The organism is Neorhizobium petrolearium, from assembly GCF_017873175.1.
GTDB classification, from domain to species: Bacteria; Pseudomonadota; Alphaproteobacteria; order Rhizobiales; family Rhizobiaceae; genus Neorhizobium; species Neorhizobium petrolearium.
Window position 1 is genome coordinate 222113 of the sequence record NZ_JAGGJW010000004.1, and the last position, 13096, is coordinate 235208.

Genomic DNA, 13096 nt, shown 5'->3' on the forward strand with positions numbered 1-13096 from the left:
CTGCCCTGACGAACGAGAAGAGGAGACTCGCCCATGACCCATATCCATACCGGCGGGTGCCAGTGCGGTGCCGTGCGCTTCCGTGCGGACGGAGAGATCGGTTTTCCGCATCTGTGCCACTGCCGCATGTGCCAGAAAGCGGCAGGCAACTATTTCATGCCGCTCGGTGGCGTGAAGTGGGAAAACTTCTCCTACACCCGTGGCGAGCCGGCCTGGTTTCACTCCTCCGAAACCGTGAAGCGTGGCTTCTGCGGAAAGTGCGGCACGCCGCTCTTCTATGATGGCGGGAGCGATCATGTCAGCATCACGCTCGGTTCACTGGACGATCCGGAAAGCGTCAAGCCTCGGCTGCAGACCAATCTCGTGCACAAGATGTCCTTTTTTGGCGAACTGGATCACCTAACGCACGAGACGGCCATGGATATGACGCCGGACGAGGCAAGGAAGGTCGCGGCGAGCAGCCGGCAGCATCCGGATCACGATACCGAGGTCTGGCCGCCGGAGCGATGGGAGGAGAAGCCATGAGCGATATTGTCCGAACCGGCGGCTGCCAGTGCGGCGCGATCCGCTTCCGGCTGGAGGGTGAGCCGAAGGATTCGTCGATCTGCCATTGCCGCATGTGCCAGAAGGCTTTCGGCGCCTATTATGCGCCGCTGGTTGCCGTCGGCGAGGCGGAGCTTGCGTGGACGCGCGGTGAGCTCAAATATTTCCAGTCGTCGAACCATGTGCGGCGCGGCTTCTGCGCGGATTGCGGCACGCCGATGACCTACGAGGCTGACGACGGAATTGCGATTTCCGCCGGCAGCTTCGACGATCCGGCCTCCCTGCCACCCGTCGTGCAATATGGTATCGAGGCCAAGCTTCCCTTCGTGGACCGGCTGCATCAATTGCCCGGACGGCACACGATGGAGGATATCGAGGCGGCGCCCTTCCTCGCCGACGTCGTCTCGTACCAGCATCCGGACCACGATACCGAAACCTGGCCGCCGGAGAACCGGCAGAAGGAGAAGAAGCATGAATGAGCAACTGAGAACAGGCGGCTGCCAGTGCGGCGCCGTGCGCTTCCGCATCCATGGAAAGCTGGGGCGGCCTTCCATCTGCCATTGCCGCATGTGCCAGAAACAGTTCGGCTCCTTCTTCTCCGCGCTGGTCACCGTGCCGCCGGAGAGCCTGGAATGGACGCGCGGCGAGCCGAGCTATTTCCAGTCATCGGTCAATATCGACCGGGGCTTCTGCCCTCATTGCGGGACGCCGCTGACCTACCGCCATCCGAGCGGAATCGAACTCGCCATCGGCGCCTTCGACGACCGTTCCGATCTCGCGCCGCAGATTCAGGTCAACTATGCCTACCGGCTGCCCTGGGTCGAAACGATCTTCGACCAGCCGGTCTTCGAAGATCCGGATTTCGACCGGCAGCAGGAACAGATCATCTCCTTCCAGCATCCCGACCACGATACCGAAATCTGGCCGGAAAAAGGCCTTCACCTGTGACCGGCAACCCGAACCTGAAGATGCCGAAATGGCTGTTCTACGGGCTGATCGCCAAGGGTGCGATCGTCGTGCTCATCACCGCCGCGGTGCTCGCCTATGCATTCCTCGGATGAGGGACTGAATTGCCAACCAGACTGCCGGCAGGCAAAAGCGATTGATCAAGGACTTTTCGATGACTGAAATGCTACGCACTCTCTATCCCGAGATCGAACCCTACGAAACGGGCCATCTCGATGTAGGCGACGGCCATGTGATCTATTGGGAACGCGTCGGCACGCGCGGCGCCAAGCCCGCGGTCTTCCTGCATGGCGGGCCGGGCGGCGGCTGCAACCCGAACCAGCGGCGGCTCTTCAATCCGGAGCTCTATGATGTATTGCTGTTCGATCAGCGCGGCTGCGGCCGGTCCACGCCGCATGCCGGCCTGGAGGGCAACACGACCTGGCATCTGGTCGCAGATATCGAGCGGCTGCGGGAAATGGTCAGGGTGGAGAAATGGCAGGTCTTCGGGGGCTCTTGGGGGTCGACGCTGGCGCTCGCCTATGCCGAAACCCATCCGGAGCGCGTGAGCGAACTTCTGGTCCGCGGCGTCTACACGCTGACCAGGCCGGAACTCGACTGGTACTACCAGTTCGGCGTCTCGGAAATGTTCCCGGACAAGTGGGAGGCCTTCATCGCACCCATTCCGCCGGAGGAGCGCCACGAAATGATGGCCGCCTATCACCGCCGGCTGACCGGCGAGGACAAGGCGGAGCAGATCCGCTGCGCCAAGGCCTGGAGCGTCTGGGAAGGCTCGACCATCACGCTTCTGCCGGACCCGCAACTGGCGACCAGTCACGACGACGACCATTTCGCGCTCGCCTTCTCCCGCATCGAGAATCATTTCTTCATGAACGCCGGCTGGCTGGAGGACGGACAGCTTTTGCGCGATGCGACGAAGCTCAGGGGCATTCCGGGTGTCATCGTGCACGGCCGCTACGACATGCCGTGCCCGCTGAAATATGCTTGGCAGCTCTCGAAAGTCTGGACGGACGCGGATTTTTTCATCGTCGAAGGTGCGGGACACGCGGTCTCGGAGCCGGGGATTACCGATCAGCTCATCCGCGCGACGGACCGGTTTGCGGGGAAGACGGCGTAACAACATTTGCCCCTCACCCTAACCCTCTCCCCGCTTGCGGGGAGAGGGGACGCGCCATACCCAGCGTCGAGGGTGGAGAAAACGGGGCGGCATATTTCCTTCTCCCCGTCCCCACGGGGAGAAGGTGCCCGGCAGGGCGGATGAGGGGCAATATCGCCCCATAGGATTTTGGACATGACACGCGAACGCATCTATCTCTTCGACACCACGCTCCGCGACGGGCAGCAGACGCCCGGCGTCGATTTTTCCGTCGAGGACAAGATCGCCATCTCCAATCTCCTGGACGAATTCGGCATCGACTATGTCGAGGGCGGCTATCCGGGCGCCAACCCCACAGACACGGCCTTCTTCTCCGAAAAACGCACAGAGAAATCGACATTCGTCGCCTTCGGCATGACGAAGCGCGCCGGCATTTCCGCCTCCAACGATCCGGGTCTTGCCGTGCTCCTGCAGGCGAAGAGCGATGCGATCTGTTTCGTCGCGAAGAGCTGGGACTATCACGTGCGCGTCGCGCTCGGCTGTTCCAACGAGGAGAACCTCGAGGCGATCCGCGAGAGCGTCGAAGCCGCCCGCAGCGCGGCCAAGGAAGCGATGGTCGATTGCGAGCATTTCTTCGACGGCTACAAGGCCAATCCGAAATACGCGCTTGCCTGCGCGAAGACCGCCTACGAGGCCGGCGCCCGCTGGGTCGTGCTCTGCGACACCAATGGCGGCACGCAGCCACATGAAATCCGCGAGATCGTTTCAGCGGTGATCGCCGCCGGCATTCCGGGTTCGTCGCTCGGTATTCATGCCCATGACGATACAGGCCAGGCGGTCGCCAATTCGCTTGCAGCCGTCGAGGCGGGCTGTCGGCAGATCCAGGGCACGCTGAACGGCATCGGCGAGCGCTGTGGCAATGCCAATCTCGTCACCCTGATCGCGACGCTTTCGCTGAAGAAAACCTATTCCTCGCGCTTCGAAACGGCGATCGACGCGGAAAGCCTCACCGGCCTCACCGCTCTCAGCCATGCTTTCGACGAGCTGCTCAACCGTTCGCCGAACCATCAGAGTCCGTACGTCGGGGCATCCGCTTTCGCCACCAAGGCCGGCATCCATGCTTCCGCCCTGCTCAAGGACCCGCGTACCTACGAGCATGTGACACCGGAGAGCGTCGGCAACTTCCGCAAGGTCATGGTCTCGGACCAGGGCGGCAAGTCGAACTTCATCAATGCCTTGAAACGGCGCGGCATCGAGGTCGCCAAGGATGATCCCAAACTTGACCAGCTGATCTCGATCGTGAAGGAGCGCGAAGCTTCCGGCTATGCCTACGAGGGCGCCGACGCGAGCTTCGAACTGCTTGCCCGCCGCACGCTCGGCACCATCCCGGAATTCTTCACCGTCGAAGGGTTCCGCGTGATGGTCGAGCGCCGGTTCGATTCCCACGGCCGCATCAAGATCGTCTCGGAGGCGGTGGTGAAGATCGCGGTCGACGGCGAGACGCATATGTCGGTCGCCGAAGGCGATGGCCCGGTCAACGCGCTCGACCGGGCGCTACGCAAGGATTTCGGCAAATACCAGCACGAGATCGACGACCTCGTGCTGGCCGATTTCAAGGTGCGTATCCTCAATGGCGGAACAGAGGCGATCACCCGCGTTCTGATCGAATCCACCGATTCGAGCGGCGTGCGCTGGTGGACGGTTGGGGTTTCGGAAAACATCATCGACGCCTCGTTCCAGGCGCTGATGGATTCCGTCATCTACAAGCTGATGAAGAATCGGGAACTCGCCGGTAAGATCGCCGCGGAGTAATCAAGGCCCGGCGCTTGCCCGCTTCACTTCCTGGCAAGCGCCATGATCGTCCAGCCAAACCCCAACCTTTCCTTGAGCCGTTCGACGCGATTGCCGAACAGGAGGCGAATTGGCTCGTTCAGCCTTGAAGAGTTCACGACGCGCATGAGCCCCTTGTTCGCCTTCGGTGAGACTGTGAACAGCTCGGTAACCACGAAGTTGTTTTCGAGAAGATTGCGGAGTTCGCCTTTGTCCACCCAGCGGCGGATCTGGCCCGTCGCCGGTGGAGGGACATTATTGAAGTTCTCAAGGACATAACGGTTCTGTGTTGCCATCATCAGATAACCGCCCGGCCTTAGATGATCCGCGAGCTTTCTCACAAAGGCCGCCTGATCCTCGACATGGGAAAGAACTTCGAGCGTCACGACCACGTCGAATTTCTCCACGCCGAAATCCAGGTGCATGAAATCACCGGGGACAAAGCGGATATGCGGCATACGTCGGCTGGCGCGCGCCAGAACCTCATCCGACAGATCGGTCGCGGTGACGCTTCCGTAGCGCGACAGCTGATTGCAGAACCAACCCGATCCGCAGCCCGCTTCCAGGATCGCGGCATCGCGAATTTCCAGCCTGTCCAGCCAGCCGGTCACCACCTCCGCCTGCCGGAGTGAAACATCATGGACGGCATGCTCACGAGCGGAAGCATTCCAGTCGTTCCAAAAGCGCGTTTGGAGGCCGATTTCTTGCATGTCAACGCCACTCCGAATGCAGCGCCGTCCCATGCCGCCATAGGTCTCCGCTGGAGGGTGGGAAAGCCGCCTTTATCGAAGGCTACCACTGGAGCACCCGTCTCCCCATCTGTCCATTAGAGGTATGTGCCGGAGTAACGCTTGTGCGAGCGGTTGCCTCGACATGACACGCGAAAGAGCAGAATGCCGAAGCCTGTTGTTCCTCACACCTCCTCGAACGACAGTCCCCAATCCTCCTCACCGTACCATTCCTCCCGCCCCGGCGGCGTTTGCCAGCGAAAGCTGCGCACCTGAAAGCCTCGGCGCGAGCGGAAGGCATCGGCCAGTCGCTGATGGCGGCCTTCCGGTGGGGGCTCCTGTCCCTCGACCCAGACGAAGGAGACTGGCTGCAGGAATTTTGCGCCGAAGCCTGACGGCCGGCGGTCGATGATCAGGAACCCGGCCCACCGGGTGAAACCGGCAGGCCTGCCGTTCTCGATCGCCGGGACGCCAAGGGGGAAGAGCGTCCTGCCGTAGATCGCGAGATTATCGATCCAGGCTTCCGGTGGATGGTCGAGCGCAAAATTGGCATAAACAACATCCGCATCCTCCTCCGGCCATTCGGTCCCATCGCCGTGAATGAGCTGGACGTTCGCATAGCGGCCAAGGTTTTCCCGCGCCTTTTCCGCCAGTGCTTCATCATATTCGACTGCGATTACCCGGCCCGACGGTCCCACCAGTTCCGCGATGATTGCACTGTAATAGCCTGTTCCGGCCCCGAGATGGGTGACCGTCTCCCCTTCCCGAATGCCGAGCGCATGCAGCGCTGCGGCATGCAGCGAGGGCATGCCGTTATTGACGCCGCGTGCCGTATCAATCCCGATCAGCATATCCTGATAAAGAACGACGGGATCGGCGGATGCCATCTCCCGATAGTTGTGGAAGTCCTTGTAGATCCAGGGCGGCGGCCCGATGAATTCCTCGCGCGCTACCTTCGCAAAAGCCGCTAAAAGTCTGTCGTTCCTGGAAATTCCGGCTTTCGCCAATATCTGTTTCGCATAGATCTGCCGGTGTACCGGCTCATCCTCGAAAGCCATTCAACCCTCCGCTCTCAAAGGCAACCACCATTCCATGCGAAGCTTACAGGATCGCGACAGGTCATGGTTCCTTCAAGGAAATGAATTGGTTCGGCTCAATCTATTCGTTTAGACCGGGGAAAAATAGAATAAATGATGGAAACACCCGCAATGGCCTCCGATACCACCTCTGATATCATCAAGAACGAGGATACGCCGCGCGGTTTCGCGTTCGGGCTGACGGCCTATTTCCTCTGGGGTTTCCTCCCGTTCTACCTAAAGGCGGTCGCCCATATCCCCTCGCTCGAAGTTTTGGCGCATCGCGCGATCTGGTCCGTTCCGGTTGCCGGGATCGTCCTCGTCGCGCTGCGCCGCACGGCCGACCTGAAGGTCGCGCTGAAGACGCCGCGCATGCTGGGCATGGCCTGCCTGACCGCGGCGATCATCATGGTCAACTGGGGCATCTATGTCTGGGCAGTCGCCGCCGGTCGCGCGCTGGATGCCGCGCTCGGTTATTTCATCAACCCGCTCTTCAGCGTCTTTCTCGCAGCCGTCATTCTCAAGGAGAAGCTGGCGCCCGCGCAGCTCGTGGCGATCGGCCTGGTCGTGGTGGCCGTCGCGATTCTAACGATCGATGCCGGAGGCCTGCCGTGGGTGTCGATCGGACTTACCGTAACCTGGGGCTTCTATGCGCTTTTCCGCAAGACACTGCCGATCGGGCCGAACCAGGGCTTTTTCCTGGAGGTGCTGCTGATCAGCATTCCCTGCCTGCCCTATGTGGTCTGGCTCGAGGCCACCGGACAAGGCCACCTCCTCCACTCGACCGGCTGGGACACGTTCATCCTGGCGGTCGCAGGCTTGGTCACCGCCGTTCCTCTGATGGTCTATGCCAACGGTGCCAAGCTCCTGACGCTCTCTACCATCGCGATCATGCAGTATATCGCGCCGACAATGATCTTCCTCATCGCAGTCTTCGCCTTCCACGAGCCACTCAGCCTCGTCAAGCTCGGTGCCTTCGTGCTGATCTGGGCAGCGCTGGCAATCTATACATGGTCGATGCTTAGGCAGGTGCGCGGGCGCTCGCTTTAAGATACTGAGGCATACTCATGAAAATGAACGGGATTCCCTTCGGCACTACTGACTGGAGCGGCGTGCCGAAGGCCCGTCACGAGGGCGAGCGCGGCTTCGCGATCTGGCAGACTCGCCATTTCGGGGATCTACGGGTGCGCATGGTCGAATACTCGCCCGGGTACCTGGCCGACCATTGGTGCGTCAAGGGACACATTCTGCTCTGCCTCGAAGGGGAGCTTGCAACCGAACTCGCGGACGGCCGTGTCTTCGTGCTGAAGCCGGGTATGAGCTATCAGGTGGCCGACGACGCAGAGCCACACCGCTCCTCGACATCTGGCGGCGCGAAACTCTTCATCGTCGACTGAGGGCCATCAGAGCTTTGAAATCACATCCTCCTCGCCATCGGACGGGGGACGGTCTTCGCCCCGCTCCAGGATCGCCGGGACGATCTGGTCCACTTCCGGGATGACCATGGGCTGGACGAGATGTGCGTGATGGACGAAGCCCTGCTCGCGCATGTGCCGGATGAGCTCGAGCATCGGGTCCCAAAAGCCGCCGATATTGGCGAAGACCATCGGCTTCTGGTGCCGGCCGAGCTGCGCCCAGGTCATGATCTCGACGATCTCCTCCAGCGTGCCGAGGCCGCCCGGCAGGGTCACGAAAGCGTCAGCGCGCTCGAACATCTTATGCTTGCGCGCATGCATGTCCTCAGTCACAATCAGCTCGTTGAGCTGGCCGAGCGAGTGGCGGGTCGCCTCCATATCGACAAGAAACTCGGGAATGATGCCGGTGACCTGACCGCCGTTCGACAGAACGCCGGATGCGACCGCACCCATGATGCCCTTGGTGCCTCCACCGTAGACAAGCCGAAGCCCGTGGGCAGCAATGGATTTTCCGAGCGCACGGCCCGCCTCTATATAGGCGGGATCGCGTCCCGGCTGCGAACCGCAATAAACGCAGATGGATCGAATCGGCAAGAGTTTTCTCCGTCAGGCATTCCAAAGTGCGGGCAAGAACATGCCCTGATCCGCGAAATTGGCGGGAAATGCCCGGAAGAGCAAGGGTTTATAACGTGAAAAGCTTGTGAAGGCAGGAGGAAAGGATTAATCCGATTATGCGACGGTAATTTGATCCGCATCCCTCCACTGGCAGGGATTCAGGACCCGTCGGGAGAGACTTTGATGATGAGAAACCGCGCCGGCTTGCTGGCCATCACCGCACTCGCCATAGCATCATTGCTGATGGTGTTCTTCGTATTGCCGCGAATCAACCACGACGCAAAGCCGGTCGGGGATGCGATCAATGCCGCGGGCAATGCCGTCAAGGAAGCGGTGACGGAAACGCAGCAGGCCGCCAAGACGCCGGATACTTCAAAGCCTGCCGAACTTCAGGCTACCGCTCCACAGGCCGGAGCCCCGGCCGCCCAGCCTGCCACGCCTCAGGCTGATGCGACCAAGGCTACCGCCATGACGTCTCCCTCCTTCGACGTGCTGCGCGTCGAACCCGACGGCTCAACTGTCATTGCAGGGCGCGCCGAACCCCATTCCACGATCGAGGTGACGAACGGCACATCGGTCGTCGCCAAGGTGGATGTCGGCCCGAGCGGCGACTTCGCCGCCGTCCTTGATAAACCACTCCCGCCTGGCGACCACGAACTCGTGCTGAAAGCGACCGGCAAGGACGGCAAGGCGACGATATCCGAGGAGACCGCGACGATTTCCGTCCCTGCCGACAAGAGCGGCAAGCTGCTCGCCATGGTGACCAAGCCTGGCAAGGCCAGCCGCGTGATCGCCATGCCGGCCCAGAACAAGCCCGCAGCTTCCGTTCCGGAGCAGCCGTCGCCTACGGTTCCCGCTGCTTCGGCTTCCGAAACCGCGACCTCGACGGCGACCGCGCCTGCCGCATCGGTTGCGGAAGCGCCGACTGCGCTGCCAGCTCCTCCGGCGGGCTCATCCGGCCTTGCGTCCTCGGCACCGGACGTTGCGGCTCTCACACCGAACTCTGCGGCACCGGCTGGCGCTCTCGTCTCGTCCGAACTCCATATCACCGCCGTCGAGATCGAGGGCAGCAAGATTTTCGTCGCCGGCGTTTCGAAGGCCGGCACGTCGCTGCGCGGCCAGGCCGACGGTAAGCTGATCGGCGCGGCAAAGGCCGGTCAGGACGGCAGCTTCATCATCGAAGGCAACATGGAACTTGCGGTCGGTGATCACCGGATTTCCGTCGAGGCGCTCAGCGCGACCGGCCAGGTTGTGGTCCGCGTCGAGGTGCCCTTCAACCGCCCGGCCGGCGAACAGGTCGCTGCCGTTGCCGCCCCGCAACCGGGGGGCAATGCCATGGTCACGCTCGACGACGCGGCCTTCGACAAGCTGCGCAACGAGACGGTGCGCGCCTTCAACCTGCTGCGCGGCCTTTATGATGGCGGCAACATCCCATCCATGGAACAGATGATCGCCGCCCGGTCCGCCACTTCGATCGCGCTGAGATCGCTCAGCGAATACCGTCTGCCGGCCGATGCCGCGGCCGCCTCCCGCTCCGTCGCGGAGACCACGGCAAAAGATGCGGCGGCCGCCTTGGCCGCCCTCGACGCGCTTCCGAAGGACGTCGCCGCCGTCGGTGCCGGCCTCAAGGAAATCGCGACAATGATCGCCAAGGCCGTCGGCCCGGTTATCGCCCAGCAACTGGCAGGCGTCGAAATGGCCGCGGTGGTTCCCGTTGCAGCGACGGATGCGAGCGGCGCGAAGACGATCCAGCAGGCGCCGCTGACCCAAAGCACCCGCAACTCGGTCATCATCCGCCGGGGCGATACGCTGTGGCAGATCTCCCGCCGCGTTTACGGCCAGGGCGTGCGCTACACGACGATCTATCTCGCCAACGAGGACCAGATCCGCAATCCCGACATCATCCAGCCGGGCCAGATCTTCGGCGTGCCGGAGGAATACCGGCCGGATTCGGAAGAGCTTCATCGCCAGCGGATGCTGCACAAGCGGTCCTGATCCCGCATTTCCCCTCCCTGCCTGCGGTTGGGAGGGGATGAATTCCATGGGCCTCAAAAAATCTTCGACCATTTCCCAATGGCTTAATCCCGCCATCGCCCTCGCATCGTCCCCATATCCCGGAGCCAGGTGATAATCGTCGCGTCATCGGATGGGAAACCGGGTTCTAGAACCGGTCGCCTCCCTGGGTTCGAAAAGCTCGGTTTCCGGTGATGGTCGACGAAGGCGGCAAGGGGGCCTGACTATACCTCCCGAACCGCCTTGCACCGGCCGGGGCAGGCGGAAAACCTGATACCCAATACCATTGAATTGCCCCGCCTGCCCCATTCCCAGGCAAACCGCGCGGACGAGACGTCCGGCGCGGGTGAAGGGATTCCCGCAGCCGATACATCATCCATGTCAGGGTAATAGTTCCCGTCCGGATGCAAGGCATCATCGGATGTCTGCGGCTTCATCCCATAAGCAGGATCACGCCGTAGATCATCGCCGCCCACATCGCCAGTGAGACCGCAACCATCAGCAGGAAGTTTCGAAAGCGCGATGTCATAAGGCATAGTACGGCCATTTTCCGGCAGCTTCACCGTGGCTATAAGGCGTAAGAAGCCGCAGGCATTTCCTCCCGGTCCATACGGCCTGGCACTTCACGGCCGACGACATCACATCTCCCGCAAGCCGGAACTTTCATCAAACCGTCATTGCAACATTCCGCGTCGGACCTTATGTGCCGGATGGCGTTTGACACGCCCCGCGCGGAGATATCGATGGCAGGACAGAAAAAGACCGTATCGGCGGATGCGAGCAATCCGCTCGGCACTCTCGTCAACCTGTGGCCCTATATGTGGCCCGAGGGCCGCGCGGATCTGAAGGCACGGGTTCTCTGGGCGACCCTCTTCCTCTTCGTCGCCAAGCTGGTGCTGCTCGCTGTTCCCTATTTTTTCAAATGGGCGACGGATGCGCTGAACGGCAAGCTCGACATGCAGGGCCTCCTGCCCACCTTCCTGCTCGGCGCCGTGGTCCTCGTCATCGCCTATAATTTCACCCGCATCCTGCAGCTCGGACTGAACCAGCTTCGCGATTCGCTGTTTGCTTCGGTCGGGCAATATGCGGTGCGCCAGCTTGCCTACAGGACGTTCGTGCATATGCATCAGCTTTCCCTGCGCTTCCACCTGGAGCGCAAGACGGGCGGGCTGTCACGCATCATCGAGCGCGGCACCAAGGGTATCGAGACGATCGTCCGCTTCACGATCCTCAATTCCGTGCCGACGCTGCTCGAATTCCTGCTGACCGCGATCATCTTCTGGGCGGCCTACGGCTTCTGGTACGTGGCGGTCACCGCCGTTACCGTCTGGCTCTATATCTGGTTCACGATCAAGGCGAGCGACTGGCGGATTTCCATCCGGCGTTCGATGAACGACAGCGACACCGACGCAAACACCAAGGCGATCGACTCGCTTCTGAATTTCGAGACGGTCAAATATTTCGGCAACGAGGAGATGGAAGCGCGGCGCTTCGACGTCTCCATGGCGCGCTACGAAAAGGCCGCGACGGACGTCTGGACCTCGCTCGGCTGGCTGAACTTCGGCCAGGGGGTCATCTTCGGCATCGGACAGACGGTGATGATGGTCATGTCGGCGCTTGCGGTCCAGCGCGGTGACCAGACGATCGGCGATTTCGTCTTCGTCAATGCGCTGCTCATGCAGCTCGCCGTGCCGCTCAATTTCATCGGCTTCGTCTATCGCGAAATCCGCCAGGGGCTCACCGATATCGAACAGATGTTCGAGCTTCTGGAAGTGGAGCCGGAAGTGGTGGACAAACCGGATGCCAGGGCACTCGATATCCGCAAGGGCGCCATCGCCTTCAAGGACGTCCATTTTTCCTATGACCCGGAGCGGCCGATCCTGAAGGGCGTCTCCTTCGACGTGCCGGCGGGCAAGACGGTTGCGATCGTCGGCCCCTCGGGAGCGGGCAAATCGACGATCTCCCGCCTGCTCTACCGCTTCTACGATATCCAGGAGGGCGCGATCACCATCGACGGGCAGGACGTCAGGGACATCACGCAGCAGTCGCTACGCGCCGCGATCGGCATGGTGCCGCAGGATACGGTGCTCTTCAACGACACGATCGCCTACAATATTCGCTATGGCCGGCCCTCCGCCACGGACGAGGACGTTCAAACGGCAGCCGAAGTGGCGCAGATCGGCCATTTCATCCATACCCTGCCGGAAGGTTTCGCCACCAAGGTGGGCGAGCGGGGCCTGAAACTCTCCGGCGGCGAGAAACAGCGCGTCGCGATCGCCCGCACGATCCTCAAAGCTCCGCCGATCCTCATCCTCGACGAGGCGACCTCGGCGCTCGACACGACGACCGAGCACGAGATCCAGTCGGCGCTCGACACTGTTTCGAAGAACCGCACGACGCTCGTCATCGCCCACCGGCTGTCGACCGTCATCCATGCGGACGAGATCATCGTGCTGCGCGACGGGCAGATCGCCGAACGGGGCACGCATGCAGCACTTCTCGAAGCGAACGGGCTCTATGCCTCGATGTGGAACCGCCAGCGCGAAGCGGTGCAGGCCGAAGAACAGCTCCGGAAAGTACGCGAAAGCGACGATCTCGGCATCGTGCTGCGCGGCCAGCCGGCGGCGGAATAACTGTCACGAGGAAACAATGCGATATTCTTGGAAGAGAATGGCGGTGTTCGGCGGCGTTGCACTTGCCTATCTGCTCGTGCTGGCATTCTACGGCTCGCCGCTGCTGGCACTCACGACGTGGCTCGGTTGGGTAGAGCCTTAAGCTCAGACCAGTTAAAAGGATTCCCAAGACGCCAGCGAT

13 protein-coding genes are annotated in these 13096 nt (G+C 61.7%); 10 read left to right on the forward strand and 3 right to left on the reverse strand.

Features of this window, described 5'->3' with window-relative positions:
• Positions 1-33 precede the first annotated feature (33 nt).
• From J2046_RS09425 to cimA, 5 genes are all read left to right on the forward strand, one after another.
• The gene (locus J2046_RS09425) at positions 34-525 is read left to right on the forward strand and encodes a GFA family protein (protein WP_210051110.1); all 492 of its coding nucleotides are present in this window, start codon (positions 34-36) and stop codon (positions 523-525) included.
• Positions 522-1022 carry a GFA family protein gene (locus tag J2046_RS09430; protein ID WP_210051111.1) on the forward strand — a complete coding sequence of 167 codons (501 nt, stop codon included), beginning with the start codon at positions 522-524 and terminating at the stop codon, positions 1020-1022. The genes J2046_RS09425 and J2046_RS09430 overlap by 4 nt, the downstream gene beginning before the upstream one ends.
• Positions 1015-1491, forward strand: a complete 477-nt coding sequence (locus J2046_RS09435) for a GFA family protein (RefSeq protein ID WP_210051112.1) — start codon at positions 1015-1017, stop codon at positions 1489-1491. The genes J2046_RS09430 and J2046_RS09435 overlap by 8 nt, the downstream gene beginning before the upstream one ends.
• Positions 1492-1663: 172 nt before the next feature.
• Positions 1664-2626: a prolyl aminopeptidase gene (gene pip, locus J2046_RS09440; RefSeq protein ID WP_210051113.1), complete on the forward strand. Its 963-nt coding sequence runs from the start codon at positions 1664-1666 to the stop codon at positions 2624-2626.
• A gap of 174 nt (positions 2627-2800) precedes the next feature.
• Positions 2801-4417: a citramalate synthase gene (gene cimA / locus J2046_RS09445; RefSeq protein WP_210051114.1), complete on the forward strand. Its 1617-nt coding sequence runs from the start codon at positions 2801-2803 to the stop codon at positions 4415-4417.
• Positions 4418-4440: 23 nt separating this feature from the next.
• Here the strand turns inward: cimA and J2046_RS09450 are convergent, their stop codons facing one another.
• Positions 4441-5145: a class I SAM-dependent methyltransferase gene (locus tag J2046_RS09450; protein WP_210051115.1), complete on the reverse strand. Its 705-nt coding sequence runs from the start codon at positions 5143-5145 to the stop codon at positions 4441-4443.
• 203 nt (positions 5146-5348) lie between these two features.
• Positions 5349-6221 (reverse strand): protein-L-isoaspartate O-methyltransferase family protein, encoded by an 873-nt coding sequence (locus tag J2046_RS09455; protein WP_210051117.1) that lies wholly within the window; start codon positions 6219-6221, stop codon positions 5349-5351.
• Between the two features lie 150 nt (positions 6222-6371).
• Between J2046_RS09455 and rarD the strand changes: the two genes are divergently transcribed.
• Together rarD and J2046_RS09465 are read left to right on the forward strand one after the other, a co-directional pair.
• A complete protein-coding gene (gene rarD, locus J2046_RS09460; protein ID WP_210051118.1) occupies positions 6372-7289 on the forward strand; it encodes an EamA family transporter RarD in 918 nt (305 codons plus the stop codon).
• A gap of 17 nt (positions 7290-7306) precedes the next feature.
• On the forward strand, positions 7307-7636 hold the full coding sequence (locus tag J2046_RS09465) for a DHCW motif cupin fold protein (RefSeq protein WP_210051120.1): 330 nt from the start codon (positions 7307-7309) through the stop codon (positions 7634-7636).
• 6 nt (positions 7637-7642) lie between these two features.
• Here the strand turns inward: J2046_RS09465 and J2046_RS09470 are convergent, their stop codons facing one another.
• Entirely contained in the window at positions 7643-8248 is a 606-nt protein-coding gene (locus J2046_RS09470; protein ID WP_210051122.1) for an LOG family protein, read from the reverse strand.
• Between the two features lie 204 nt (positions 8249-8452).
• Between J2046_RS09470 and J2046_RS09475 the strand changes: the two genes are divergently transcribed.
• From J2046_RS09475 to J2046_RS34125, 3 genes are all read left to right on the forward strand, one after another.
• Positions 8453-10264: an Ig-like domain-containing protein gene (locus tag J2046_RS09475; protein WP_210051124.1), complete on the forward strand. Its 1812-nt coding sequence runs from the start codon at positions 8453-8455 to the stop codon at positions 10262-10264.
• Between the two features lie 761 nt (positions 10265-11025).
• Positions 11026-12915: an ABCB family ABC transporter ATP-binding protein/permease gene (locus J2046_RS09480; protein ID WP_210051126.1), complete on the forward strand. Its 1890-nt coding sequence runs from the start codon at positions 11026-11028 to the stop codon at positions 12913-12915.
• A gap of 16 nt (positions 12916-12931) precedes the next feature.
• Positions 12932-13057, forward strand: a complete 126-nt coding sequence (locus J2046_RS34125) for a hypothetical protein (RefSeq protein WP_267950835.1) — start codon at positions 12932-12934, stop codon at positions 13055-13057.
• Positions 13058-13096 lie beyond the last annotated feature (39 nt).

Bases quoted from the DNA above. Each gene is read 5' to 3' on its own strand.
- J2046_RS09425 (WP_210051110.1), top strand. From the start codon at position 34: ATGACCCATATCCATACCGGCGGGTGCCAGTGCGGTGCCGTGCGCTTC.
- J2046_RS09430 (WP_210051111.1), top strand. From the start codon at position 522: ATGAGCGATATTGTCCGAACCGGCGGCTGCCAGTGCGGCGCGATCCGC.
- J2046_RS09435 (WP_210051112.1), top strand. From the start codon at position 1,015: ATGAATGAGCAACTGAGAACAGGCGGCTGCCAGTGCGGCGCCGTGCGC.
- pip (WP_210051113.1), top strand. From the start codon at position 1,664: ATGACTGAAATGCTACGCACTCTCTATCCCGAGATCGAACCCTACGAA.
- cimA (WP_210051114.1), top strand. From the start codon at position 2,801: ATGACACGCGAACGCATCTATCTCTTCGACACCACGCTCCGCGACGGG.
- J2046_RS09450 (WP_210051115.1), bottom strand. From the start codon at position 5,145: ATGCAAGAAATCGGCCTCCAAACGCGCTTTTGGAACGACTGGAATGCT.
- J2046_RS09455 (WP_210051117.1), bottom strand. From the start codon at position 6,221: ATGGCTTTCGAGGATGAGCCGGTACACCGGCAGATCTATGCGAAACAG.
- rarD (WP_210051118.1), top strand. From the start codon at position 6,372: ATGGCCTCCGATACCACCTCTGATATCATCAAGAACGAGGATACGCCG.
- J2046_RS09465 (WP_210051120.1), top strand. From the start codon at position 7,307: ATGAAAATGAACGGGATTCCCTTCGGCACTACTGACTGGAGCGGCGTG.
- J2046_RS09475 (WP_210051124.1), top strand. From the start codon at position 8,453: ATGATGAGAAACCGCGCCGGCTTGCTGGCCATCACCGCACTCGCCATA.
- J2046_RS09480 (WP_210051126.1), top strand. From the start codon at position 11,026: ATGGCAGGACAGAAAAAGACCGTATCGGCGGATGCGAGCAATCCGCTC.
- J2046_RS34125 (WP_267950835.1), top strand. From the start codon at position 12,932: ATGCGATATTCTTGGAAGAGAATGGCGGTGTTCGGCGGCGTTGCACTT.